Here is a 25,338-nt window from a genome sequence, read left to right on the forward strand (position 1 = left end):
GAAGTGAGCGCGAGCCGGGACCATGAAAGGTAGAGCATGAGCACCTCCATCCACGATCTCACGAACACAGACCACATCCTCATCATCGGCGGTGGCCTTGCGGGGTTGTTCTGCGCGCTGAAACTCGCACCGCGGCCGGTCACGGTGATTTCAGCCGCGCCACTAGGGCATGGCGCATCGTCCGCCTGGGCGCAGGGCGGCATTGCCGCAGCGCTGGCCGAGAGCGACAGCGCAGAAGCGCATGCGGCCGACACCATCGCAGCAGGCGCGGGCCTCGTTGACGAGGAGGTCGCGTTGGCGCTGACCCGCGAGGCGGCCGGCCGCATCGAGGACCTGCTCCGCTACGGCGTGCCCTTCGACCGCGACCTCGCAGGCCGGCTCGCGCTCGGCCGGGAAGCCGCCCATTCCACAAGGCGCATCGTGCATGTCCGCGGCGACATGGCCGGACAGGCCATCATCGCCGCGCTGACGGAAGCTGTCCGCAAAACACCGTCGATCCGCGTGATCGAAGGCTTTGTGGCCGAGGCGCTCTTGACGGAAGACAATATGACCACCGGTGTGCAATTGCGCCGGCGCGATGATGTCGTCGCCAAGCCCGTGACGATTGCCGCACCCGCAATCGTGCTCGCGACCGGCGGCATCGGCCATCTCTACGCCGCGACGACCAATCCACAGGAGGCCGGCGGGCTTGGCCTTGCAATCGCCGCACGCGCCGGTGCCGTGATCGCGGACCCTGAATTCGTGCAGTTTCACCCGACCGCGATCATGGTCGGCCGCGATCCGGCACCGCTCGCGACTGAAGCGCTGCGTGGCGAAGGCGCAATCCTGATCAACGCCAAAGGCGAGCGTTTCATGCTGGCTCGTCATCCCGCAGCCGAGCTCGCACCGCGCGATATCGTCGCCCGCGGCGTGTTCGCGGAGATCGCAGCCGGCCGCGGCGCCTTTCTGGATGCGCGCGCAGCTCTTGGTGCACGCTTCGCCGAAAAATTCCCGACCGTTCATGCGAGCTGCATCGACGGGGGTCTCGATCCTGCCACACAGCCGATCCCGATTGCGCCCGCCGCGCACTACCACATGGGCGGCATTGCCGTGGACACTCGTGGCCGCAGCTCGATCGCGGGATTGTGGGCCGGCGGCGAGGTCGCTTCGACCGGCGCGCATGGCGCCAACCGCCTCGCCTCGAACTCGCTGCTGGAAGCCGCGGTCTATGCGGCACGCATCGCAGAGGATATTGCGGGCAGCGTGCTCTCCTCGCCGGCCCGCGCTTTGACGGCACGACCAATTCCGCGCAATTGCGCGATGCCGGCACGATCAGGCGAAAATCTTCGCACCCTGATGTCCTCGCATGTCGGCGTGATCAGGGACGGCGAGCACCTGGCAGAAGCCGTGCGCAACTTTGCTGTGCTCGAGCGCGATACCGGTAACATCGCGTTGCGCAACATGGCGACCACGGCACTTCTGGTCGCAGCCAGCGCGTTCAGCCGCCGCGAAAGCCGCGGCGCGCATTTCCGCTCCGATCATCCGGCCGAGAAGACGGCCTTTGCCCGCCGCACCATGACGACGCTGGATGAGGCGCGGACCGTCGCCGACAGACTCAACGACGCCGCGCGCCCGGCTGCGCAGCCGATCATGGCGTAAGGAGGCATCTATGACGACTGCAACTTCACTGCTGCATCCCGACGCGTTCCTCTCCCCGCTCGCCGTCGACGAAGCCGTCACGCGCGCGCTCGAGGAGGATCTCGGCCGCGCCGGTGACATCACCGCGATTGCGACCATTCCTGAGCCAACCAAGGCGCATGCCGTCATGGTCGCGCGCCAGGCCGGTGTCATCGCAGGCCTGCCTCTCGCTCTTGCGGTGTTCCGGAGGCTCTGCCCCGAAATCCAGGTGCAGGCCTATGTGCGCGATGGCGCCGCAGTTGCCGCAGGCTTACATGTGATGACGATCTCGGGGCCTGCGCGGGCTGTGCTGTCGGCCGAGCGCACCGCGCTCAACTTCGTCGGGCGGCTCTCCGGAATCGCGACGCTGACATCGAGTTATGTGCGCAAGACGACCGGCACGCGATTGCGCATATGCTGCACGCGCAAGACGACGCCGGGCCTGCGCGCGCTGGAAAAATACGCCGTGCGCTGCGGCGGCGGCTTCAACCATCGCTTCGGCCTCGACGATGCCGTCCTGATCAAGGACAATCACATCGCGGTCGCCGGCGGCATAAGGCCGGTGCTGGAGCGCGCCCGCGCCCATATCGGCCATCTCGTCAAGATCGAGATCGAGGTCGATACGCTGGCGCAGCTGCGCGAGGTCCTCGACACCGAGCACGCCGACGCTGTGCTGCTCGACAACATGGACATCGCGACGCTCTCCGAAGCGGTGAAGATGGCGAGGGGCCGCGTGGTGCTGGAAGCGTCCGGCGGTGTCACGCTCAATTCAATCGCAGAGATCGCGGCAACCGGCGTGGATTACGTCTCCTCCGGCGCGCTGACCCATTCCGCAGCGAATTTCGACGTGGCGCTGGATATCGATGCGTGATGCACTCCCCGCAAGCGGGCCGGGGCGAAGAAAGCAAGGCCTACCGCCGCACCGAATTCGGATTGATCTCGGCTTCGCTCCTGGCTTCCTCGGCAAGCTCCGCCGAGATCGCGGCGGTCTGCTGCGGCGTGCCCCAGCTCGGGGCCTCGCTTCCGTCGCCCCAGGCCTTGGGCCTATAGAACGTGTGCACGCCGAATTTGTACGTCCGCTTCATCTCGGCGACCCAGGACGGGCGAACGTAGTAGGCGTGGTAGTGAGTCGACTTGCCGACTTCCGGCAGCCAGATCAGCCCGTCGAGCATGGCGTTGGCGATCTTCTTCGCCCGCTCCCACATGTCCGGCTCGCGGATAATATCGGTATTGGCCTCGCAGGCGAAGGTGAACTGACAGACCGTGTGCCGGTACTTGCTCTGGAACACGACGCCGCACACCGTGGTCGGGTAGTAGCCTGAGAAAGCGCGGTTCATCACCACCTGTGCGACGGCGATCTGGCCGCGCACGGCCTCACCGCGAGCTTCGAAGTAGATCGCTTCCGCGAGGCATTTTTCAGCCTTGGAGCGCGATTTTGCATCCGTCAGGCCGAGCCGCTCGGACGGTGTCCTGGCCTGCTGATTGTCGGCGTTCACCTCGCCCTTCGGTGCGACGCTCTCGCCGCTCTCGGTCTCCCGCAAAACGTCGCCCGACAGCGGCAATGACGCCGTCACCTTCATGTCGGGATCAGGCAGCGCATCGGTCGAGATGATCAGCGGCTCTTCGCCCGGCTGCCAGCGCTCGATGTTCTCGTAGGCGCCACCGAGCGAGGCGCTGCCAAAATAGAGGCTCGCGGTTTTGACGTCGAAGCCATCCTGTTGCGAGGGCGTCCGCGCGGCCGCTGTTGCCTCCGGCGCACGCTTGGTATCATCGAGCGGATGCGCTTCGAGCGACATCGAGACATCATATTGAGGGAGCGGCGGCGCATTCATCGCTTCCTGCAGCTCCGGATCGAGCTTGCCGCCACCGGCTGGCGCAACGGATGCGGTCTTGGCACCCGCGACGGAAATATTCGACGAGTCAGGGGTTTCGAGCACCGGAATTGGAGGACTCGCGACGGCCGGAGTGACTTCGGGCGCGGCGGTCCCCGCCGGTGCAGGCGCCGCAGCGCTCTCCGCGGGCGGCGGCGCTGCGAGGCGGTCACCTTTCAGCGCTCGGTTGACCCTGGGAAAGTCGGAAGCCTGATAGCGCGGCGGTGTCTGCAGGATCGGATTGTGCGTGACTGCACCAGTGACGCCGGATTCGCGCTCGAGACTGGCGAGGCGGTAGGTCGCGCTCTCCGGCGCGGAGGTACCGATCGGACGCGCGAAACTGTAGGTCGCGAGCTGGATGGACGCGGCCACCGAGAACACGCGCTTCTGCCAGAGCTCGGCGACACCGGGCTGCCGCGCCAACAGCGAGGCAATATCCTGGTAGCCGATCTGGTTCGGCATCAACGCGAATATGCAAAAACCCAGACCGAAGGACGCAAAGCGCGCGCCCCTCGGCTGGTTACGCACGACTGACATTGCTAACGCTCACGCAACGCTTACTCACGTCGGAAAATCGAACGCAGTACATCCGTGCAATTCGATCTTTTCCGGTAGTATCTAATTTAGGTTGCTGGGGCGTTAATCGGCGTGACGGGTTCGCCACAGGCAAGCCAACGCGCGCGTGCGCGCGATGACATCGAAAGCCTTGGTAAATGCCGCTTCAGTGCGAGTGGTAAATATCGCGTCAACGCGAATGGTGAAGGAAGTCTGAACCGTGTGATTACAGGTGGAGGGCGCGGCTCACGATTGAACACACATTCAGGGTGCCTCGAAGAGGCAGACTCCGGTGTGCAATTGCACACCTGAGAATCTCGAGATTCCGGGTTCGGTGCTATGCACCGCCCCGGAATGACAGCGCGCAATATTACGCGAAGCCTCTCACGCCGTGCTGGCGACCGCCTTGCCCAGCGCCGCCTGCGCCGCAGCGAGGCGCGCGATCGGCACGCGGTAGGGCGAGCAGGAGACGTAGTCGAGACCAATCTCGTGGCAGAACGCAACAGACGCCGGATCGCCGCCATGCTCGCCGCAGATACCGACCTTCAGGTTCGGCCGTGTCTTGCGGCCGCGCACAACGCCGATCTTGACCAGCTCACCAACGCCCTCGCGGTCGATCGAGATGAAGGGATCGACATCAAAGATGCCCTTGGCGATGTAGGTCGAAAGAAAGCTCGCGGCGTCGTCACGACTGATGCCGTAGGTGGTTTGCGTGAGGTCGTTGGTGCCGAACGAGAAGAACTCCGCCGACTTCGCGATGTCACCGGCCATCAGCGACGCACGCGGCAGCTCGATCATGGTGCCGACCTGGTAGGTCAGCTTGGCATTGGTCTCGCGCATGACGGACTGCGCCGTCGAGTCGATGCGTGCCTTGATCAGATCGAGCTCCGCCCTGGTCGCGATCAGCGGCACCATCACCTCGAGCCCGACGGCCTTGCCGGTGCGTTTTCCCGCCTCGACCGCAGCCTCGAAAATAGCGCGGGCCTGCATCTCGGCGATCTCGGGGTAAGCGATCGCAAGACGACAGCCGCGGAAGCCGAGCATCGGGTTGAACTCCGACAATTCCCTCACGCGGTCGGCAAGCCGCCGCGGGTCGGTGTTCATGGCGCGCGCGACCTCCTCGATCTCGGCATGGGTGTGCGGCAGGAACTCGTGCAGCGGCGGATCGAGCAGACGGATCGTGACCGGCAGGCCCTTCATGATCTCGAACAGCTCGACGAAGTCTGCCCGCTGCATCGGCAGCAGCTTTGCCAGCGCGGCGCGGCGCGCCTGCTCTTCTTCCGCCAGGATCATCTCGCGCACCGTACGGATGCGCGTCTCCTCGAAGAACATGTGCTCGGTGCGGCAGAGGCCGATGCCTTCGGCGCCGAATTTGATGGCGGTGCGGGCATCGTCGGGCGTGTCGCCGTTGACGCGCACACCGATCTTGCGCACCTCGTCGGCCCAGCCCATCAGCGTCCCGAACTCGCCTGACAGCTCCGGCTCGATCATCGGCATGCGGCCCGCCAGCACCTGGCCGAGCGAGCCGTCGATGGTGATGACGTCGCCGGTCTTGAAGGTGCGCGGGCCCACACTCATGGTGCCGCGGCCATAATCGACGCGGATGCTGCCGCAGCCGGAGACACAGGGCTTGCCCATGCCGCGCGCAACTACGGCGGCATGCGAGGTCATGCCGCCGCGCGTGGTCAAAATGCCTTCGGCGGCGTGCATGCCGTGGATGTCCTCGGGGCTGGTCTCGATACGAACCAGGATGACCTTGCGCCCGTCGGCCTGCAGCTTGGCGGCTTCATCGGAGGAAAACACGATCTCGCCGGAGGCCGCACCTGGCGAGGCCGGCAAGCCGGTCGCGATCACGTCGCGCTTGGCCGCCGGATCGATGGTCGGATGCAGCAACTGGTCGAGAGAGGCGGGATCGATGCGCGACACCGCGTCCTTCTTGGAGATCAGACCTTCATTGGCGAGTTCGACTGCGATCTTCAGCGCCGCCTTCGCCGTGCGCTTGCCGCCGCGGGTCTGCAGCATCCACAATTTGCCGCGCTCGACCGTGAACTCCATGTCCTGCATGTCACGGTAGTGCTTCTCCAGCATGGTGTAGATGCGGGTCAGCTCCTTGAACGCGTCAGGCATCGCGACTTCCATGGAGAGCTTGTCGGAGCCGGACTCTTTTCGCGCGTCTTCGGTGATGTCCTGCGGGGTGCGAATGCCCGCGACCACGTCCTCGCCCTGCGCGTTGATCAGGAACTCGCCATAGAGCTTGCTCTCGCCGGTCGAGGGGTTGCGCGTGAAGGCAACGCCCGTCGCCGAGGTCTCGCCCATGTTGCCGAACACCATGGCCTGCACGTTGACCGCGGTGCCCCAGGATTCCGGAATGTCGTGCAGCTTGCGGTAGGTCACCGCGCGCGCATTCATCCAGGACGAAAACACCGCGCCAATCGCACCCCACAACTGGTCGTGCGGATCCTGCGGGAATTCCTTCCCCGTTTCGCGCGCCACCGCATCCTTGTATTGGCCGACAAGATCGACCCAGTCTTCCGCGGTGAGATCGGTGTCCAGCGAATAGCCCTGGCCGTCCTTGAAGGTGTCGAGGATGTCCTCGAAATGATGATGCTCGAAGCCGAGCACCACGTCCGAATACATGGTGATGAAGCGGCGATAGCTGTCATAGGCGAAGCGCCGGTCGCCCGACATCTCCGACAGCGCCTCCACGGTCTGGTCGTTGAGACCAAGATTGAGGACGGTATCCATCATGCCCGGCATCGAGGCGCGTGCGCCCGAGCGCACCGAGACCAGCAGCGGGTTTTTCGGGTCGCCGAATTTCTTGGCCGTCAGCTTGCCGACATGATCGAGCGCCTTTTCGACCTGCGCTTTCAGTTCCTTCGGATAGGTCTTCTCGTGCGCATAGAAATAAGTGCAGACCGACGTAGGGATGGTGAAGCCGGGTGGCACCGGCAGGCCCAGATTGGCCATTTCCGCGAGATTGGCGCCCTTGCCGCCCAGGAGGTCGCGCATGCCCGCGGCGCCCTCGGCCTTGCCGTCGCCGAAGGTGTAAACCCATTTACCGGCCTTGGCGGCCGGCGCAGGGGCGGCAACTTTTTTCGCCGCGGGAGCGGCCTTTTTCGGTGCAGGCGCGGGCTTCGCAGCCAGCTTTTTCACCACCTTCCGCGCCGGCGCCGCGGGGGCCGGCTTCCCTCGGGTTGGCGTGGATGGCTTTGATTTCGCAGCGACTTTCTTCGATCTCGCGAGGGCTTTGGCCATGACTTGCAACGATCCCGGATAGAGGGTCTTGAGGGTGACGAGCTTTTCGCGCCTTACACCATTTTGGACGGTCCGGCGCAAGCCGGGTTCCGGCTATTGCGCAGATCTACAGATGCAGCCAGCGAAGCAGGCCTAGGCCGATCAGGCCGATGCAGATGAGGTAGATGGCTACAATGAAGTTCAGAAGCCGCGGCATGATCAGGATCAGAATGCCTGCGATCAGAGCCACGATGGCAGGCACGTGCGCAGCGGTGATGATCATTCAACGGTCTCCAAAAGGTGATGCTGGGAGCGATGTGGGGGAAGCGATTCGGGCCTGCATCTTAGCGGCGCGCGTTCCGGAATAGGAGACGCAGAGGGTCACCTTCCGGTTCCCTCTCGCGTGCGGATTGCCGAAAATTGATGCGCCGAAGATGCGGTGTTCCGGGGAACGATCTGCGGCGCGAGGCATTGGCGGCAAATCGGTCGGCGCGAGCCGGCCTGCAGTTGAATGGAGCACCCCATGCGGAACACCATCCTTGCCGTCGCAGCCGTTGCGGCTGCCATCAGCGCACCGATCGCGCTCCGCGCGCAAACCGTTGGCGTGGCACCCGGTCGCACCGTTGTCGTGGAAGATATGCCCGGCATTGCGACCGAGCAGTATCCCGCCTTCCGCGAATACGTCATTCGCGAGCGGATTCCTGACTACGCCATTCCAGGACGTATCGCAGTCGGCACCGTCCTGCCTGAGAGCGGCGTGACGTTCTATGACGTGCCGCCCTCCTTCGCCGCGACGCCCTATCGCTACACTATCGTGAATGGATCGACCGTGCTGGTCGAGCCGCGGACGCGGCGCGTCGTCCAGGTCCTCGAATAGGCCATCCAAAAAGCCGAACAGGCTATCCAAAAAACTGACCGAAGTAATTGTCCGGACTGCTGCAGCGGCGCCCGGACAACAGACCCCGCCCGGTTCCCCCCGCCGGGTGGGGCTCTTTGCCTTTGCGCGAGCCTCAGGCGCGCTTCCTCACGACGAGGCGATGAATCGTCTTGCCCGATGAGGCGCTCACCACCTCTTCATCGAGCAGCGAAACCGTCGCTGATAACTCGTCGCGCACAAGCTTCGCATCGAATGCCGCATAAAGCCGGTCGTGCCCGTCGCGCAAGTCCGTGTCTTTGGTGACGCGCCAGCTGAGATAGAAGATGCCGCCGGGCTTGACGATCTCGAGCATGCGCCGCACGGACTGTGCGATCTGCGCCGGATCGAGATGCATGATCACGGTCTCGCAGAGCAGATTGTCGAAGGCGTCAGTGGCGATGACGTTGAGCTCCGGCAGTTCGGCATGGGCAAATTTCAGCTGCGGGTAACGGCTACGCGCCTGGGCAAGCAGGCCGTCGGATGCGTCAAAACCTTCGGCGGGAAAGCCGTTGGCATTGAGCCAGGCGACCTCCCGGCCGCTGCCGCAGCCGATATCGGCGGTCTTGCCGTCCTTGATGAAGAAGCGCGTGAACTGTGGCTTGCAGGTCGGTCGGCGCCGGCTGCTCATGCCAGTCTTTTGCGAACGCTGCCGCGTCATTGTCGTAGGCGGCCAGTGTCGCGCGATCCATCACTAGCCTTCGATCTTGGAGAAATCCGCAACCGCACGCGTGGCGGCGCGAATCTGGTTGAGCAGCTTCAGGCGGTTCTCGCGCACCTTGGGATCGTCGTCGTTGACCTTCACCTTGTCGAAGAAAGCGTCGACCGCGGGGCGCAGCTTTGCCATGGCGCTCATGGCGCCGGCGAAGTCTTCCTTCGCCACGGCAACGCCGGCTTCGGTCTTCACCTGATCGATCGCTTTCGCCAGTGCCTTCTCCTCAGCGAGGCTATAGAGCGCCGGATCGGGCGCGCCATCGAACGAACGCTTGTCCCGCTTCTCCTCGATGGCGAGGATATTGCTCGCGCGCTTCGTTCCCGCGAGCAGGTTCTTGCCGTCATCGGTGTCGAGGAATGCCGCTAGCGCTTCGACACGGCGGACGATCATCAGGAGATCGTCCTGACCCTCCAGCGCGAACACAGCGTCAACCAGATCATGGCGCGCACCCTGCTCACGCAACTGAACCTTGAGGCGGTCGGCGAAGAAGGCGAGCAGGTCGGGTTGCCGCGAGCTAATACCAACTCCTAGCGGAAGTGGTGGCCCAGTTCTCTCAACATGCCCTCCGATGTCCCGCTCCATCCTTCGATCGTTCGCCAGCTGAATCAGATGCACCTGATGCGCGATCCGATCGAAGTGCGTCGCAATCAATGGAGAAGAGAGATGAATGCGAATTCCATTCTCCAGTATCAACCTAATCACGCCCAGCGCAGCGCGGCGCAGCGCGTATGGATCCTTGCTGCCGGTCGGCTTTTTGTCGATCTCCCAGAAGCCGACCAACGTATCGATCTTGTCGGCGAGCGCGACTGCAATCGACACAGGATCGTTCGGCACGCGATCGCTCGGGCCTTGCGGCTTGTAATGCTCCTCGCAAGCCGCAGCGACGGATGCGTCCTCACCCTGCGCCTGCGCATAGTACTTGCCCATGAGCCCCTGCAGCTCCGGGAACTCGCCGACGACCTCAGTGAGCAAATCGGCTTTGGCGAGTTTCGCCGCGCGCTTGGCCTTCGTCACATCGGCGCCAACCAGCGGCGCAATCTCCGCGGCCAGCCGCTCGATGCGAGTGATACGCTCAGCCTGGGTCCCCAGTTCCTCATGGAACACGATCGACTCGAACTTCGGCAAGCGATCTTCGAGCCGCGTCTTCAGGTCGGTGTCGTAGAAGAACTTCGCGTCCGACAGCCGCGCGCGGATCACGCGCTCATTGCCGCCAACGATGGTCTTGCCGCCATCGGCGGTTTCGACATTCGCCGTGAGGATGAACTTGTTGGCGAGCTTGCCGGTCTTGGGATCGCTGACGACAAAGCATTTCTGGTTGTTGCGGATGGTGGCGCGGATCACCTCGCCCGGGATGGACAGAAAGTCCATTTCGAACGAGCCCATCAGCACCACGGGCCATTCGACGAGGCCGGCGATCTCGTCAAGCAGCGTCGGATCCTCGACCAACTCGAACCCTTGCGCGAAGGCAAGCTGGCGCGCATCGGTGACGATCGTGTCCTTGCGGCGCTCCGGGTCGAGCACGACCTTCGCGTTCAGCAGTTTCGCTTCGTAATCCTCGAAGCGTCGCACTTGAATCGCAGCAGGTGCCATGAAGCGATGGCCGTACGTGGTCTGGCCGGTCTCGATGCCATCGACGGAGAAGTTCACGACGTCCGGCTCTTCAGTCTCGAGCCCGAAGGTCGCGGTGATCGCGTGCAGCGGCCGCACCCAGGAGAGCGAACCTGATTTCGCAGAACGCGCGCCCCAGCGCATCGATTTCGGCCAGGGGAAGGTGCGGATGATGACGGGCAAAATTTCCGCCAGCACATCGATGGTGGCGCGGCCGGGCTTCTCGATCAGCGCGATGTAGAAATCACCCTTTTTGGGATCGCGCTGGATCTTGGCCTCGCTCAGGGCGGCAAGACCGGTGGCTTTCAAGAAGCCCGCGATCGCGGCCTGCGGCGCGTCGAGGCGCGGGCCGCGCCGCTCGTCCTTCAGATCCGGCTGGCGCACAGGGATGCCGTGGACGGTGAGTGCGAGACGGCGCGGCGTGGCAAAAGCCTTTGCCCCCTCATAGACCAGGCCTTCGGCGACGAGCCTGTCGGTGACCATGCGGCGCAAATCCTCGGCAGCTTTCGCCTGCATGCGCGCGGGGATTTCTTCGGAAAACAGTTCAAGCAGAAGATCGGGCATCGAATTTCACGGCTTTTGCAAAACGGACTGGCGCAACACTTTGGCGACCGGCAGGGTCAACCGCCGGCGCTGCCCGCTTCGGTATGAATCCAGGCGTCGCCGCAGGCTTTCGCAAGCTCGCGCACGCGCAAAATGTAGCTCTGCCGTTCCGTCACCGAGATCACGCCGCGCGCGTCGAGCAGATTGAACACGTGGCTCGCCTTGATGCACTGGTCATAGGCTGGCAGCGCCATCAGATGCTCCTTGCGGTTGGAGCCTTCGCGCCAGCCGGCGGCGAGATATTTCTTGCAGGCCTCTTCTGCCATCTTGAATTGCTCGAACAGCATCGCGGTGTCGGCATATTCGAAATTGTGCCGCGAATATTCCTGCTCGGCCTGCAGGAAGACGTCGCCGTAGGTCACGCGCTCGGCACCGTCGCGGCCGTTGAAATTGAGGTCATAGACGCGGTCGACGCCCTGCACATACATCGCGAGACGCTCGAGCCCGTAAGTGAGCTCGCCCGCGACCGGTGAACATTCCACGCCCGCGACCTGCTGGAAGTAGGTGAACTGCGAGACCTCCATGCCGTCGCACCAGCACTCCCAGCCCAGGCCCCAGGCGCCAAGCGTCGGGCTCTCCCAGTCGTCCTCGACAAAGCGGATGTCGTGCAGCGAGGAATCGATGCCGATCGCGGCGAGCGACTTCAGGTAAAGATCCTGAAGGTTCGGCGGCGACGGCTTCATGATCACCTGGAACTGATAGTAGTGCTGCATGCGGTTGGGGTTCTCGCCATAGCGGCCGTCCTTGGGCCGCCGCGAGGGCTGCACATAGGCCGCATTCCAGGGCTTCGGCCCCAATGCGCGCAGCGTCGTCGCGGGATGGAAGGTGCCCGCGCCCATTTCCATGTCATAAGGTTGCAGAATCACGCAGCCCTGCTCGGCCCAGAAGGTCTGGAGCGCAAGGATGAAGGCCTGGAACGAGCGCTCCGGGCGCATGTAGGGAGCCAAGGATTCCATCGTCAAAACGGGTCTCGCGGGGGGTGGAAAGCGCGCGGGACCGTATCGGCGGAGCCGCCGGGAATCAAGGCAAGCAGGGCGGAATAGCCGCCATTCCGCGAACCGCGCCAGCAATTAAGGGGCCGTTAGCCCGGCCGGTAGGTGCCGGTGACGGGGTCGCGCCGCAGGGTCTGGATTTGGCCAGCTCGCGCCGCTTCCGCGACCCGCGACAGGCGCACCTCTTCCAGCTCCTGGTTGACCCGCAGAGCCGTCTTATAGGCCCAGCGCACCATCGCCAGGCCACCCAGCACGCCCGCGAATGCGATGAACGGCGGCATCGGTTCGATCCCTAAAATTCAGTTGTGCCCCCAGCTGCTATTCTCTCCCAGTGGAGGCTGCGCCGCAATCGCCTCTTGAAGGACAAAATGGCGCGGCCCCGGAGCCGCCCCTTGTTTCAAAAGCCAAATTTGGCCCAGATCGCCCGGGTCTCCAGCGCCGAAATCAAATCATCGGGAAGTCCGGCAAGCCCATCCAGCGCCAGCGCGCCCGCCCCCGGTGCCCGGCGGCCGAGCAGGCCTGCAAGCATGCCGCTGGCCGGCGCGATCAGCGGGGTCAGCACCTTTTCGCCATAACGGGCACGAAGCGTCGAACGGAGGTCGCCGATGCCGTCCGCCAGCCCCAGGGCGACCGACCGGTCGCCCGCCCAATATTCGCCGGTGAACAGCTGGTCGTCCGGCCCCTTCAGCCGGGCACCGCGGCTGGTCTTCACGAGCGCGATGAAGATGGCATGGATATCGCGCTGGATCGCTTTCAGGCGCGCGACATCGTCCGGATTCTCCGGCAAGAACGGATCGAGCGTCGCCTTGTGCTCGCCCGCGGTATAGAGCCTGCGCTCCACGCCGATCTTCTTGATCGCCTCCTGGAAGCCGAAGGAGCCGCCGACCACGCCGATAGAGCCGAGGATCGAGGACGGATCGCAGAAAATCTCGTCGGCCGCGCAGGCGATCATGTAGCCGCCGGAGGCCGCGACATCCTCGACAAAGGCGAGAACCGGCAGCTTCTTCTCCTCGGCAAGCTGGCGGATGCGCAAATAGATCTGCCGCGATTGCACCGGCGAGCCGCCGGGCGAGTTGATCAGAAGCGCAACGGCCTTGGCATTCCTGACTGAAAACGCGCGCTCAAGAATTCGCGCCAGCCCCGCGAGCGTCAGACCAGGCCGCAGCGGTGTCACCGCGCCGATCACGCCCGATAGCCGCACCACGGGAACGACGGCGGTTCCTGGACGCAGGCGTGCTGGCAACCATTCCCGCCCGCGGTCGATCCATCCCTGCCATCCGCCACGAACACTCAAATCTTCGGCCATTCTGTTACCTCAAATTAACCTTTTCTTATCGCGCCACTGTCATTGATCCGAGGAGACGCCCTTTGCGTTTCCGTGGTTGGATTTCCTTGCTTGATTTTGCTTCGGCGCAATGACGCAGCGGAGAGAGGGACATGAAAATCTATCTGCTGATGCTCCTGATCGGCACTCTTTTGACCCTGATCCGCTTTACCGCCACGCCCGACCGAACATCGGAACCGGCTCAGCAATAGACTGATCTCTTTACGGTATAGCCAGCGGCAACACCCTCCTTCCCGCCAGAATCTCCGTGACGTACGTGTCAGGCTGCGCCGACGTACCGTTGAGCATCAGCGACGGCAGGATTTGCGTCGGCGCCCTACCCCCCTTCAACGCGCGGATCAGAATCCGGATCGCAGGCTTGCCGGCATCGCCATGCACCGGCAGAACCGCAAGACTCCCGAAACCGTGATCGAGCGCCGCAAGCGCCTCTGACAGCCCATCGGCCCGCCAGATCAACGTAAGGACGCCGCCGGATTTAAGGATGCGGCGCGCAGCCGCAACCCAATGCTGCAATGTCGCCGGCTGGGCCATGTGGGCCGCGGCACGCGCCTGGTCGGGCGAGGCGCGGTGGCGCGCGGCATCGTTGAACGGCGGATTCATCAGTACCGCATCGGCGCCGTCGGGCGGCAGGCCCGCGGCCGCAAACGTTTGCGCCGGCGCCGTGACGTCAAGCTCGCAGATTTGCGCGGCAATGCCGTTGGCCTTTGCATTGTCACGTGCGAGCGCGGCCAATGCAGGATTGATCTCGACCAGCACCAGATCCAGGCAACCGACGCGCTTTGCGACGGCCAGGCCCGCGGCGCCGACACCGGCTCCGAGCTCGACCACGCGCTCACCGGTCCGCGCCCGGCAACTGGCCGCCAGCAGCAGGGCGTCATGGCCAACGCGATGACCTGCCTTGGGCTGCCGCAACAACAGCTGGCCGCCGAGAAAGGCATCTTCGGTCAATTCTAAAGTGAAGTCACTCATCCGGCCGCAATTCATGGGACAGGCCGGCATCGGCGAGAAGCTGGCGCGCCGCGCGGTTGTCCTCGTCATGGACCAGTATCCGCCGCGGAAGGATGCCGAGCGAGCCTTCGATCACGCTCATGTTTTGATCCAGCACCACGTGATGGATATTGGCGCCGTCGAGCAGCGCGCCGATCGCCGAAACCAGCACGATATCGTTGGTCCGAACCAATTCCCGCAAATCGCTTCTCCATCCCAAGCGCCATGAAACACTGCGCGGCAATGACGCAGCCGTGTCAACAACAGACCGCACTTGCCGCGTGCGGCGGCAGTTCCTATTGTGGTTCCGACCATAGCAAAACTGGAGACCGGCGTGGCGGTAATTGTGCCTTTCGAGAGCCCTTCGGGCGCGTCCATCGATGCCCTGATCGAGCTCGTTGCCGCCGACATGGAGCGGGTCAACGCCGCCATCTTGTCGCGGACCGGTTCGGAAGTGACAATGATCCCCGAGGTTGCCAACCATCTGATCTCCTCGGGCGGGAAGCGCCTGCGGCCGATGCTCACGCTCGCCATGGCGCAACTGTCAGGCTACTCCGGCGACGGCCATATCAAGCTCGCCGCCGCCGTCGAGTTCATGCACACCGCGACGCTGCTGCATGACGACGTCGTCGACGAAAGCGAGCTCCGCCGCGGCAAGCTGTCGGCACGGATGCTGTGGGGCAATGAGGCGAGCGTCCTGGTCGGCGACTTCCTGCTCGGCCAGGCCTTCCGCATGATGGTCGAGGTCGGCTCGCTGCGTGCGCTCGACATTCTCTCCGCCGCCGCGGCCACGATCGCCGAAGGCGAGGTGATGCAGCTTGCGGCCGCCAAGAACACCGCAACCACCGAGGATGAATATCTCGCGGTGATCCGCGGCAAGACCGCGGAATTGTTCGCAGCCGCTTGCGAGGTCGGTCCTGTCATCGCCAACCGGCCGAAGGCCGAGCAGACCGCCTGCCGCTCGGTCGGCATGAATCTCGGCATCGCCTTCCAGCTCGTCGACGACGTGCTCGACTATGGCGGCAAGTCCGCGAAGCTCGGCAAGAATGTCGGCGACGATTTCCGCGAGGGCAAGATCACGTTGCCCGTGGTGCTCGCCTTCCGCAGGGGCAACGACGCCGAGCGCGCCTTCTGGGTCAAGGCGCTGGAGCGCGGCGAGATCGGCGAGACCGATCTGGAGCACGCGGTTCACCTGATGACCAAGCACCGCGCGCTGGAAGACACCATGAACCGCGCGCAGCATTACGGCGCGATGGCCGTCGACGCGCTGGCTCTGTTCCCGTCCTCGCCGATGAAGACGGCGCTGGAGCAGGTGGTGGCGTTCTGTCTCGCGCGGTCGCATTAGCCAACAACGCAATCAGCGGTCGTGCCGGCGAATGCCGGTGCCCGCGCCGCGGAATCTATCTGTAGACTTCGCTTTCCAGAATTCTTCGCAACGACGCAGCCCTGTGTTCCCTCGTTGCGAACGCAAGCGAAACAATCCAGAGCAATTTGCACCGTTCCGGGTAACTCCTCATCACAATTTCGGAACTCTTTCTGCACTCAGCCATTCGACCGATGCGGTTGAGGACATCGAGCAAGGCCCACCGGGATCGGGCCCAAACCGCAGCAGGAGCGAGCGATGAAATTGAACTCGGCACAAGTGCAGCAGACCCTGAATCAGATCAACGCCCAGGTTGTTCCCGACAGCCACCCAGCCGTGACGCAACTGATCGACGCGTTCGGAGAACATACCTTCTTTCTCGACGAGAGCGGGCTCAAGGTTCTGGAACCGAGCGATGCCCCACAACCGGACGGTCAGGCGGGCGAAGTGGTGAGTCTTGCCGACTGGTCGGACGCCTCACTCACCAGCCTGGCACCGCATCCGCCAGTATCCACCGGCACCATTATCGTGCTGCGCGAGGTCAAACATTGATCAGCGATAGGTGATCGGTGCCTAAAGCGCGATGGGATTAGGTCGAATCGTCATCGCGCTTTAGAGTGTTTTCGAGCGAAGTGGGGACCGGTTCGCGTGAAGAAAACGCGTCAAAACAAGAATCTAGAGCTCCGGTTCTGATTCAATCAGAACTGGAAATGCTCTGGCTTTTTGATCGAGCATGATCTTCTCGGAAAACCGCTACCCACTTTTTCGGATCATGCTCTTGGGTAGGTAGAGCGAGGCGAAATCCATCGCGCTTGCCGTGCGGTTTGGTTTGATGGTTTCGCCGCGATCGACCCATCCTACAATGCTGTCGTCATCGCGAGTGCAAGCCTAACTCAACTCTCCCGCATGCACCCACCATCCCGGGTGCGCGGCGGCGATCGTCCTCGCCGCGGCCTGCGCGTCCGCGGCGACGGCAAACAGCGCAAAGCACGTTGCGCCGGATCCGCTCATGCGGGCAAGTTGCGCGCCTTGCGCCTCGCCAAGCGCCCGCAGGACGTCGGCAATCACGGGCTGGATGCGCTTTGCCGGCGCCTCGAGGTCGTTGCCGACTTCTGACAGCGCTGCGATCCACTCGGCGATCGACGCGCCCTCGCCCGGCCAGACCGGCGCCTCCAGCACGTCGGTGGCGCCCACCAGAAGCTCGCCGTTGCGCAAGCCGAGCGCGGTAAACACGTCCTTGGTGGCGACCGGAACGTTCGGATTGACCAGCACTGCCGGCAGTTTCGGCAAGGAGAGCGGCAACAGACCCTCGCCCACGCCGGTCATGTCGCAGGCGCGCGAGGCAAGACACACCGGCACGTCGGCGCCGGTAAGCAGCGCGACCTCGGCAAGCCGAGCATCGTCGAACGAGAGGTCGTTGAGCCGCGCGAGCAGCCGCAGCGCCGCAGCAGCGTCCGCGGAGCCGCCGCCGATGCCTGCTGCAACCGGCAGCATCTTTTCAAGTGCAAAGGCGCCGACCTCCAGGTCCGCCACGCGCTCGGCGAGCAGCCTAGCCGCCTTCAGCACCAGATTGTGCGTCACCTCGCCGCAGGCATTTGCCGTGGGACCAGTGGTTTCCAGGGACAGCGCGGAGCCCGTGCTCAGCGTCAGGCGATCGGCGCAATCGGCGAACGCCACCACGCTTTCCAGGTCGTGATACCCGTCGACCCGTCGCCCCACCACCCGCAGCGTCAGGTTGACCTTGGCCCGGCCATAATCGACCAGCGCGTGCGTCCCCGTTTTTGCCTCACCCGTCACAACAATCAAATCCAAATGGAAAACAGCCTTGTTTCGGCCCCTGCATTCTCAGAAAAGCCGGCCCAAGGGAAGTCAAATAGCGGGGTCGAGAAGATTATTAGCGCGTGATCGAAGCTGATACCCATCCATCACCGTTGTCCCGAGGAGGAGCGTCAGCACCGTCTCGAAGGACGATTGCTCCGATGGCTCCAAGCGGAGCGCTCATCCCTCGAAGCTCGCTACGCTCGCGCCTCCGGCGACAAACGGCAAAGCCGTTAGCGCCGCGATGACGGTCAAAAAAACCGGTTTCCGCTTCAATCCAGAACGGCCATGACCGGCCAAGAAAGGCGCCTAGCCGCCCTTGTCGTCGTCTTTCTTCTTGTCGGCGGCAGCGGCGGCCGCCGGCGGCGGGGCATCCTCGGTCATGCCGTTCTCGATCTTAGCCTCGATCTTGGGCAGATCGTCCGGCTCGGGCTTGAGATCGCGGGCATGGGCCCACTGGAATTTCGCTTCGAGCTTGCGCCCCACCTTCCAATAGGCATCGCCCAGGTGGTCGTTGATGGTGGGATCCTCGGGCTTAAGGTCGACGGCGCGCTCGAGATTCTTGGCCGCTTCTTCGTAGTTGCCGAGGCGGTAATAGGCCCAGCCGAGCGAGTCAACGATATAGCCGTCGTCGGGGCGCTGCTCGACGGCGCGCTTTATCATCTTCATGCCCTCGTCGAGATTGGTGCCTTGGTCGATCCAGGAATAGCCGAGATAGTTGAGGACATGAGGCTGGTCGGGTTGCAGCTCCAACGCCTTCTTCATGTCGGCTTCGGCCTTGGGCCACTGGTGCGAGCGCTCCTCGCAGATGCCGCGGTAGTAGTAATAGAACATGTTGCTCTTGTCGGTCGCATCCGGCAGCGCGGCGATGGCCTGCGAATAGGTCTCGGCGCAATCGGCGAACTTCTTGCGGCCGCGCTCGATATTGCCGAGCGCCATGATCGCCTCGAGATCCTTGGAATCCTCGGCGATCACGCCCTTGAGGATCTTGATCGCCTCGTCGCTGCGGTCGGCCGAGTCGAGATCGGTGGCGAGCTGAATCTGCGCATTGCGCTTCAAGGGCGAGCTCGACGGCACACGCTCATAGATCTTGATAGCCATCTGCGGCTTCTTCACCGATTCATAGAGATCGGCAAGCGAGAGCAGCGCGAGCGGGTGGTCCGGCTTGAGATAGAGCGCAAGCTGCAGATAGACCAGCGCGAGGTCCTCGCCGCCGCGCCGCGTCAGCGTGGCGCCGATGCCGTAGAGCGCCTCGGCCGCGCCGGCCTGCGCCGAATCGACCAGCGGCGGCAGTCTCTTGCCGGCCTTGGTCTCGCGCAAGCCTTCCAGCACCAGCGGATGGCGCGCGAGCTTCTTGTCGAAGGCCTCGTAGATCGCTTCCGCCGCCTTGTCGTCCTTGTTGCGCGAGAGCCAGCGCGCATAGGAATCCGCCACACGCAGCATGGAATCGTCGAGCTTGTAGGCGCGCTCGAAGCGCACGCCGGCGTCCTTGTCCTTGCCCGCGAGCTCGTCGATCATCCCGGTATGGAGATCCTTGAACAGCGGATACCATTCTGGACCGGTCAGCTTGTCGATGCTGGCGACCGCGCCCTTGGCATCACCCGCGCCGTAAGCCGCCCAGCCCGACAGCAGCGTCGCCACCAGGTCCGTGATTGGGCCGCGGATCGACTGGTTGATGTTGAGCTGTGCTGCCGCCCACTTCTTCTGCTTCAGATTCTGAACGCCGATCACGAGCCGCGCGACCCGGTTGGACTTGTCGACTGCGAGGATCCGGTCGGCAAGCTTGACGGCCTCATCGATGTCGCCCTCTGCGACCGAGGAGATGAAGGCGCGGTCGAGCAGCTCGTTGTTTTTCGGATCGGTGCGCAGCGCGGAGCGGTAGAATACCGCGGCGGAAGCCGCGTCGCGCTCGACGCTGGCGTGACGGGCGGCCAGATAGCTGCCTGACGTGGTCAGGTTCTTCATATCGTGGCTGCTCGGGAATTGCGCGGCATTGTCCGTCGGATGCTCCGGCGTCTGCGCCCCGACCGCGCCGGGCACTAGAAGCGCGGCGATGGCGACGGCGGCAAGGTAAGAGCGGGTGCAACGGAGAACGGGCATCAGGTTCGCCTCAGGCTGTGTCAGGAATTCTACGGAGCGTCGCGACGTGACGGACGCATCAAAGTAGCACCGGACAATGCCGCTTTTGACGCGCAACCGCAAGGATTTGGGCTGGCTATTCCGTCGGCAGAAGCGCCGCCGCGCCCAGCCCGCCTCAAAACCCCTGCACTGTGGCGGTATCGTGGCCGGCTTGCCCGAGCAGGGAAACCCGGCTCACGCAATCGTGCTTAGGTCGCTGTTTGAGCGTGCACTTTTCCAAAAGCGCGCACTACATCGCCTCGTAATTCGGTCCGCCGCCGCCTTCCGGAGGAACCCAGGTAATGTTACCGTTCGGGTCCTTCACGTCGCAGGTTTTGCAGTGAACACAGTTCTGGGCGTTGATGACGTAACGCGGACCCGTGGCCTCCTCCGCCCATTCATAGACGCCGGCCGGACAATAACGGTTGGAGGGACCTGCGAACACATCGTGCTCGGAGCTCTTCTGCAGGTTCATGTCCGCAACCTTCAGATGGACCGGCTGGTCCTCTTCATGATTCGTATTGGACAGGAACACTGACGACAGGCGGTCGAAGGTAATCTTGCCGTCTGGCTTCGGTGCCGGAATTGGCTGATGGGTCTTGGCGGGATCGAGCGTCGAACGGTCGGGCTTGGCATGCGACTGGGTGCCAAACAGCGAGAAGCCGAGCGTGTTGCACCACATGTCGAAGCCGCCGAGCATGACGCCGATGATGGTGCCGAACTTCGACCATAGCGGCTTGACGTTGCGCACGAGGTGCAGGTCCTTGCCGATCGCCGAAGCGCGCCAGGCGTTCTCATACTCGACGATCTCGTCATTGGCGCGGCCGGCGGCAAGCGCCGCATTGACATGCTCGGCCGCGAGCATGGCCGAGCCCATCGCGTTGTGCACGCCCTTGATGCGCGGCACGTTGACAAAGCCCGCGGCACAGCCGATCAGCGCGCCACCGGCAAAGGTCAGCCGCGGCACCGACTGGTAGCCGCCCTCGGTAATGGCGCGCGCACCATAGGCGAGCCGCTTGCCGCCCTCGAACAGCGGGCGGATCGCGGGATGGGTCTTGAAGCGCTGGAACTCATCGAACGGCGACAGATAGGGATCGTCGTAATTGAGATGCACGACGAAGCCGACTGCGACCGTGTTGTCGTCCTGATGATAGAGGAAGGAGCCGCCGCCGGTCTTGTTGTTCAAGGGCCAGCCGAAGGAATGCTGGATCAGACCCTTCTGGTGCTTGGCGGGGTCGATCTGCCAGACCTCCTTCAAGCCGATGCCGAATTTCGCCGGCTGGCTGTTGGCGTCGAGCTTGAACTTCGCAATGAGCTGCTTTGAGAGGCTGCCGCGGGCGCCCTCGGCGAACAGCGTATACTTGCCGACCAGCTCCATGCCGCGGGTGAAGGAATCCTTGTGCGAACCATCCTTGGCGATACCCATATCGCCGGTGGCGATGCCGCGCACGGCGCCCTTGTCGTCATAGAGCACTTCGACCGCAGCAAAGCCCGGATAGATCTCGACGCCGAGCGCTTCGGCCTTACGCGCGAGATAGCGGCAGAGATGGCCGAGCGAGCCCGTGAAGCAATGATGATTGTTCATCAAGGGCGGCATCATGAAATTCGGCAGCCGGATCGCGCCCGACGCCGTCATCCAGTAGAAGCGATCGTCGGTGACCTGCGTCTTGAGCAGGCAGTCCTCGTCAGTCCGCCATTCCGGAACCAGCTTGTCGAGCGCAACCGGATCGATCACCGCGCCGGAGAGGATGTGCGCGCCGACCTCGCTTCCCTTCTCGACCACAACGATGTTCAGATCGGCATTGAGCTGCTTCAGCCGGATCGCGGCCGACAGTCCCGAGGGGCCGGCGCCGACGATCACGACGTCGAATTCCATGGATTCTCGCGGGGGGAGTTCTTCGCTGCTCATAATCTGGTCTCAGCCCGGTTGGCACATTTCCTCTGACTTTGGAGCCTCTTGTTTCCGATTTTTATCGGCAGGACAACCATGGAATTGGGTTTTGCAGGCGTGCAATGGCACCTAAACTGACCTAAATGTCCCCTCGCCCCGTAAAAACCATCGCAGGATGACACCCGAACCCGCCCTTTCCGTCCGAGAGCTCCTCGCCTTCTATCTGGAGGCAGGCGTCGACTGCGCGCTGGCGAACGAGCCGATCAACCGTCTCGCCGAGCCTGACATCGCGCCCAAGCGGGCGGACGTGGTCCCGGTGCAGCCGGCGCGGCCCGCACCGGTTCCGCTGATACTTCCGCCTGGCGAAACACCGGCGGCACCCGATGCGGCGATCGCCTCCGCACGCGAAGCGGCGCGGACGGCGCCGACACTGACCGATCTCCGTCAATTGATGGAGCGCTTCGACGGCTGCTCGCTCAAAGCGACTGCAACGCGGCTGGTGTTCTCCGACGGCAATCCGGAAGCCCGCATCATGTTTGTCGGCGAAGCACCGGGGCGCGACGAGGACATCGAGGGCCTGCCCTTTGTCGGGCGGTCCGGCAAGCTGCTGGATCGCATGATCGGCGCGATCGGGCTCGATCGGACCAAAGCCTATATCGCCAATGTGATTCCCTGGCGCCCGCCCGGCAACCGCACGCCGACGCCGCAGGAGACTCAGATCTGCCTGCCCTTTATCCAGCGCCAGATCGAGCTCGTCGATCCGGACGTGCTGGTGACGCTCGGCAATCCCTCCACGCAGACGCTGCTCGGCACCCGGGAGGGCATCATGCGTACGCGGGGGCGCTGGTTCGACTACCACACCGGCACCCGCGTGATCCGCGCGCTGCCGACGTTCCACCCGGCCTATCTGCTGCGCTCGCCGGCGTACAAGCGGCTCGCCTGGCAGGATCTGCTGGCGATCGCGAAGGTGCTGCGGCAGAGTTCTTGAACGTTGAAGGCCGCCGTTCCAGGGCCTCGTGAAGCGAGCGAGCCCGGAATCCAGAGGTTATGGCGCGAGATTCCTGTATCTCACTGGGTGTCGGGTTCACGCTTCGCGCGCCCCGGAATGACCGAGCCCTACTGCCCCTTCGGCCGCACGATGGCCCAGCCGATCCGTAATGTCGGCTGCCGGCCGTTCACCAGCCAGTCGAACGAGCGCGGCACTTCCGGCACGAGGCCGGGGAAGCGCCGGGCGATGTCGGGCGGCGGGGTGCCGGCGGTATCGGAGGCGCGCCAGACCACGACGCCGCCGGTTTCATTGAAACCGGCCTGGCTGATCCAGGGCGAGGCCTTCGGGTTTTCATCCAAAAGGAGATGCGGTCGGCCGGGCGCAAGCGCCACAAGGCTTGCGATCCTCGTATCGCCCGCGACGGCGATGAGGCGACGATTGGTGCGCCGCTCAAAGGCATCGGTGAAGAACTCGCCGATCGCGCGCGACGGCATCGAGGTTGCGATCTCATTAGCCGCGGTCCAGGGCAGGAACAGTGTGGCCCCGACCACCCCGGCCGCAGGCGCTGCGACGATCAGCGCCCACACCGCGCGCAACAGGCGCTGGCGCCTGAGATGAATGAGATCGCCGGTGGCGACCACGACCGCAAGACCCGACATCATCAGCACGACGCCGGCGCCGCCCGTGACGCGATCAAGATCGAACAAAGCGGCGAGCAGGCTACCCGCGATCACCGGCGCCAGCGCGAAGAAGTAGACGAAATCGCGCGCCAGTCGCGCCACCGGCGGCCGGTAGATGATGGGTGCATCGTCGCCTTCGCGGCTGAACCAGCTTGCATTGAGCACGACCAGGAGGAGAATGCCTGTTATCGCCAGCAAAAGGCCGCCGAACAGCCACGCCCAATGGATGGCACGCGGTTTCAAGTCGGCGAGCAGCGGCCAATGCAGGGCAAGCGTGTCGGCGCGCAGAAGGAAGATCAGATAGGGCAGCGCCAGCACCACAATCACAAGCAGCGCAAACAGCGGATCGATCGAGCGCAGCGGCCGCCGCCCCTCCGCGGTCGCGAGCGCGAAACCCAGAACCAGCACGAGCAGCATGAGTGCCGCTGGCGTCGTGAGCAGCAGCAACCCTGCGTCGATCGACCAGGCAAACCAGACATTGCGCCGCCTTTGCCCGATCAATTCCCAACTATGCAGCAGAAGCAGCGCCCAGAGCGGACGGGCCAACACGTCGGGCCCGAAATCGAGGGTGCTCGCGCCGAATGCCGTCACTGTCATGGTGAGCAGCACGGCGAGCACGGCATGCTGGCTGCCAACCAGCGCGCGTCCAAGCAGAAACAGAATCCAGAACGTCGCAACCGAGCATAATCCGCCAAGCAGATAGACGCCGGTCATATGATTGCCGGCGGCGCGATAGGCGATGTCGGCGAGCCAGAATGACAGGGGCGGCCCAAGCTCGCTGCCGACCTGGTATTCCCGCCCGTAGGCCAGCGCGAGCGCAAGGTCGGAAGGCGGCGCATGATAGAACGGCAGCGTGACGATCAGCCAGAGCGCGGCCTGCACCAGCACCACGATCCAAACCACCAGCCGCGGCCGGGCCCGGATCAATTCGATTACCAGGGAGGTGAAACGCATGAAACGTCCGGCAGGCGAGCCGGCAGGGGATGCCGGCTCTATCGATCACATGTGTTTTGATAAAGGGCGGAAGGCGTTGAGGCAACCAAGGCAAAATGGATTTTAGGTGAATGAATCAATCTCCGCGGATGTTTTCCCGGCGGGGTGCTGGATCGGCTCGCCGCAATCTCACCACGCCGTCACGCATCTCTAAAGAGTCGCGGACATCTCGACCTCAACTTCCGCTTCCACAGAGAACAGATCGGGCTCGCGCTGGATCGTCCAGGGCTGGTGCTTTTCGCGCGCGGCGACGACAGGGGCGAAGAAACTGCGGTGATGGGCGGACGGACCGAGCCGGTCGAGCGCGGCCAGATGCTCCGGGACGCTGTAGCCCTTGTGCTGCTCGAAGCCGTAGCCCGGGCAATCCTCGGCGAGCGCACACATCAGCCGGTCGCGCGTGACCTTTGCGATGATGGAGGCGGCGGCAATCGAGGCCACGATGCCGTCGCCGCCGATCACGGCCTCGCAGTCGCAGGCAACATCGAGGCGGTCGCGGCCGTCGACGAACACATGTTTGGGCGCCTCGGGCAGCGCGCGCACTGCGCGGGCAAGCGCCCACAGCGAGGCCCGCAGGATGTTGTCGCGGTCGATCCGCGCGGGCGAGGCAAGAGCGACCGCAAAGGAGGCGGTGGCGCAGATCTTGTCGAACAGCTTTTCGCGTTCCTCCGCGGTCAGACGCTTGGAATCATCTAAGCCGCGCGGAATCCGGTTCGGGTCGAGAATCACGGCCGCGGCCACCACGGGTCCCGCCAGCGGCCCGCGGCCGGCCTCGTCGCAACCGGCCACCGGCCAGATCCCGCGCTTGAAGAGAGCCCGTTCGCGGCGAAAAGTCGGCGGCGCGACGGCGATTACGCCCTTTGCAGCCTTCCCCACAGCCGCCGGCTTCTCAGAATTTTTCTTGAACTTTTCCCGACCGGGTTTTTCTCGACTCATGGCCGGGATGGTTGCGCAAGCTTTGGCCGGCGCGCAACCGGGAACTCGACTCAATTCCCGTTATTCAGTCGGGAT

At 63.9% G+C, this 25,338-nt stretch carries 21 protein-coding genes; 6 read left to right on the top strand and 15 right to left on the bottom strand.

Going from position 1 to position 25,338, the window contains the following annotated elements; translation table 11 throughout:
• Nucleotides 1–36: 36 nt before the first annotated feature.
• Both A3AI_RS0100650 and nadC read left to right on the top strand, forming a co-directional pair.
• Entirely contained in the window at nucleotides 37–1,638 is a 1,602-nt protein-coding gene (locus A3AI_RS0100650; protein ID WP_024513711.1) for an L-aspartate oxidase, read from the top strand.
• 10 nt (nucleotides 1,639–1,648) lie between these two features.
• Nucleotides 1,649–2,527: a carboxylating nicotinate-nucleotide diphosphorylase gene (gene nadC, locus A3AI_RS0100655; RefSeq protein ID WP_024513712.1), complete on the top strand. Its 879-nt coding sequence runs from the start codon at nucleotides 1,649–1,651 to the stop codon at nucleotides 2,525–2,527.
• Nucleotides 2,528–2,567: 40 nt separating this feature from the next.
• Here nadC and A3AI_RS0100660 read toward each other — a convergent pair whose 3' ends face one another.
• The 3 genes from A3AI_RS0100660 to A3AI_RS45910 all read right to left on the bottom strand — a co-directional run bounded on the left by A3AI_RS0100660 (nucleotide 2,568) and on the right by A3AI_RS45910 (nucleotide 7,599).
• Nucleotides 2,568–4,064, bottom strand: coding sequence for a cell wall hydrolase (locus tag A3AI_RS0100660; RefSeq protein WP_024513713.1), 1,497 nt, complete (start codon nucleotides 4,062–4,064; stop codon nucleotides 2,568–2,570).
• A 402-nt stretch (nucleotides 4,065–4,466) separates the two neighbouring features.
• Nucleotides 4,467–7,337, bottom strand: coding sequence for a pyruvate, phosphate dikinase (gene ppdK / locus A3AI_RS0100665; RefSeq protein ID WP_024513714.1), 2,871 nt, complete (start codon nucleotides 7,335–7,337; stop codon nucleotides 4,467–4,469).
• Nucleotides 7,338–7,443: 106 nt separating this feature from the next.
• Nucleotides 7,444–7,599, bottom strand: coding sequence for a DUF3096 domain-containing protein (locus tag A3AI_RS45910; protein ID WP_084800793.1), 156 nt, complete (start codon nucleotides 7,597–7,599; stop codon nucleotides 7,444–7,446).
• Nucleotides 7,600–7,839: 240 nt separating this feature from the next.
• Here A3AI_RS45910 and A3AI_RS0100675 point away from each other — a divergent pair, with 240 nt between their 5' ends.
• Entirely contained in the window at nucleotides 7,840–8,193 is a 354-nt protein-coding gene (locus tag A3AI_RS0100675) for a DUF1236 domain-containing protein (RefSeq protein WP_024513715.1), read from the top strand.
• A gap of 133 nt (nucleotides 8,194–8,326) precedes the next feature.
• Here the strand turns inward: A3AI_RS0100675 and A3AI_RS41950 are convergent, their stop codons facing one another.
• The 7 genes from A3AI_RS41950 to A3AI_RS0100715 all read right to left on the bottom strand — a co-directional run bounded on the left by A3AI_RS41950 (nucleotide 8,327) and on the right by A3AI_RS0100715 (nucleotide 14,681).
• Nucleotides 8,327–8,860: a class I SAM-dependent methyltransferase gene (locus A3AI_RS41950; protein ID WP_245286797.1), complete on the bottom strand. Its 534-nt coding sequence runs from the start codon at nucleotides 8,858–8,860 to the stop codon at nucleotides 8,327–8,329.
• A 63-nt stretch (nucleotides 8,861–8,923) separates the two neighbouring features.
• On the bottom strand, nucleotides 8,924–11,116 hold the full coding sequence (gene glyS, locus A3AI_RS0100685) for a glycine--tRNA ligase subunit beta (RefSeq protein ID WP_024513716.1): 2,193 nt from the start codon (nucleotides 11,114–11,116) through the stop codon (nucleotides 8,924–8,926).
• Nucleotides 11,117–11,172: 56 nt separating this feature from the next.
• Nucleotides 11,173–12,111: a glycine--tRNA ligase subunit alpha gene (locus A3AI_RS0100690; RefSeq protein ID WP_024513717.1), complete on the bottom strand. Its 939-nt coding sequence runs from the start codon at nucleotides 12,109–12,111 to the stop codon at nucleotides 11,173–11,175.
• A 125-nt stretch (nucleotides 12,112–12,236) separates the two neighbouring features.
• The gene (locus A3AI_RS0100695; RefSeq protein ID WP_024513718.1) at nucleotides 12,237–12,428 is read right to left on the bottom strand and encodes a hypothetical protein; all 192 of its coding nucleotides are present in this window, start codon (nucleotides 12,426–12,428) and stop codon (nucleotides 12,237–12,239) included.
• Nucleotides 12,429–12,544: 116 nt separating this feature from the next.
• A complete protein-coding gene (locus tag A3AI_RS0100700; RefSeq protein WP_024513719.1) occupies nucleotides 12,545–13,453 on the bottom strand; it encodes a S49 family peptidase in 909 nt (302 codons plus the stop codon).
• A 240-nt stretch (nucleotides 13,454–13,693) separates the two neighbouring features.
• Nucleotides 13,694–14,461, bottom strand: coding sequence for a tRNA1(Val) (adenine(37)-N6)-methyltransferase (locus tag A3AI_RS0100710; RefSeq protein WP_024513720.1), 768 nt, complete (start codon nucleotides 14,459–14,461; stop codon nucleotides 13,694–13,696).
• A complete protein-coding gene (locus A3AI_RS0100715) occupies nucleotides 14,454–14,681 on the bottom strand; it encodes a putative signal transducing protein (protein ID WP_024513721.1) in 228 nt (75 codons plus the stop codon). The genes A3AI_RS0100710 and A3AI_RS0100715 overlap by 8 nt, the downstream gene beginning before the upstream one ends.
• 132 nt (nucleotides 14,682–14,813) lie before the next feature.
• Here A3AI_RS0100715 and A3AI_RS0100720 point away from each other — a divergent pair, with 132 nt between their 5' ends.
• Both A3AI_RS0100720 and A3AI_RS0100725 read left to right on the top strand, forming a co-directional pair.
• Nucleotides 14,814–15,824 carry a polyprenyl synthetase family protein gene (locus A3AI_RS0100720; RefSeq protein WP_024513722.1) on the top strand — a complete coding sequence of 337 codons (1,011 nt, stop codon included), beginning with the start codon at nucleotides 14,814–14,816 and terminating at the stop codon, nucleotides 15,822–15,824.
• A 276-nt stretch (nucleotides 15,825–16,100) separates the two neighbouring features.
• A complete protein-coding gene (locus tag A3AI_RS0100725; protein ID WP_024513723.1) occupies nucleotides 16,101–16,394 on the top strand; it encodes a hypothetical protein in 294 nt (97 codons plus the stop codon).
• 336 nt (nucleotides 16,395–16,730) lie between these two features.
• Here the strand turns inward: A3AI_RS0100725 and A3AI_RS0100730 are convergent, their stop codons facing one another.
• The 3 genes from A3AI_RS0100730 to A3AI_RS0100740 all read right to left on the bottom strand — a co-directional run bounded on the left by A3AI_RS0100730 (nucleotide 16,731) and on the right by A3AI_RS0100740 (nucleotide 21,687).
• A complete protein-coding gene (locus A3AI_RS0100730; protein ID WP_245286815.1) occupies nucleotides 16,731–17,645 on the bottom strand; it encodes a 4-(cytidine 5'-diphospho)-2-C-methyl-D-erythritol kinase in 915 nt (304 codons plus the stop codon).
• Nucleotides 17,646–17,969: 324 nt separating this feature from the next.
• On the bottom strand, nucleotides 17,970–19,760 hold the full coding sequence (locus A3AI_RS0100735; RefSeq protein WP_024513725.1) for a tetratricopeptide repeat protein: 1,791 nt from the start codon (nucleotides 19,758–19,760) through the stop codon (nucleotides 17,970–17,972).
• 268 nt (nucleotides 19,761–20,028) lie between these two features.
• Entirely contained in the window at nucleotides 20,029–21,687 is a 1,659-nt protein-coding gene (locus A3AI_RS0100740; protein ID WP_024513726.1) for an electron transfer flavoprotein-ubiquinone oxidoreductase, read from the bottom strand.
• 157 nt (nucleotides 21,688–21,844) lie between these two features.
• Between A3AI_RS0100740 and A3AI_RS0100745 the strand changes: the two genes are divergently transcribed.
• Entirely contained in the window at nucleotides 21,845–22,657 is an 813-nt protein-coding gene (locus A3AI_RS0100745) for a uracil-DNA glycosylase (RefSeq protein ID WP_024513727.1), read from the top strand.
• Nucleotides 22,658–22,785: 128 nt separating this feature from the next.
• Here the strand turns inward: A3AI_RS0100745 and A3AI_RS0100750 are convergent, their stop codons facing one another.
• Both A3AI_RS0100750 and rnhB read right to left on the bottom strand, forming a co-directional pair.
• Nucleotides 22,786–24,291: a glycosyltransferase family 39 protein gene (locus tag A3AI_RS0100750; RefSeq protein WP_024513728.1), complete on the bottom strand. Its 1,506-nt coding sequence runs from the start codon at nucleotides 24,289–24,291 to the stop codon at nucleotides 22,786–22,788.
• 189 nt (nucleotides 24,292–24,480) lie between these two features.
• Nucleotides 24,481–25,263 carry a ribonuclease HII gene (gene rnhB, locus A3AI_RS0100755; RefSeq protein WP_051382261.1) on the bottom strand — a complete coding sequence of 261 codons (783 nt, stop codon included), beginning with the start codon at nucleotides 25,261–25,263 and terminating at the stop codon, nucleotides 24,481–24,483.
• Between the last annotated feature and the right edge of the window lie 75 nt (nucleotides 25,264–25,338).

The sequence above is a fragment of the Bradyrhizobium sp. Tv2a-2 genome (assembly GCF_000472425.1).
Classification (GTDB): Bacteria; Pseudomonadota; Alphaproteobacteria; order Rhizobiales; family Xanthobacteraceae; genus Bradyrhizobium.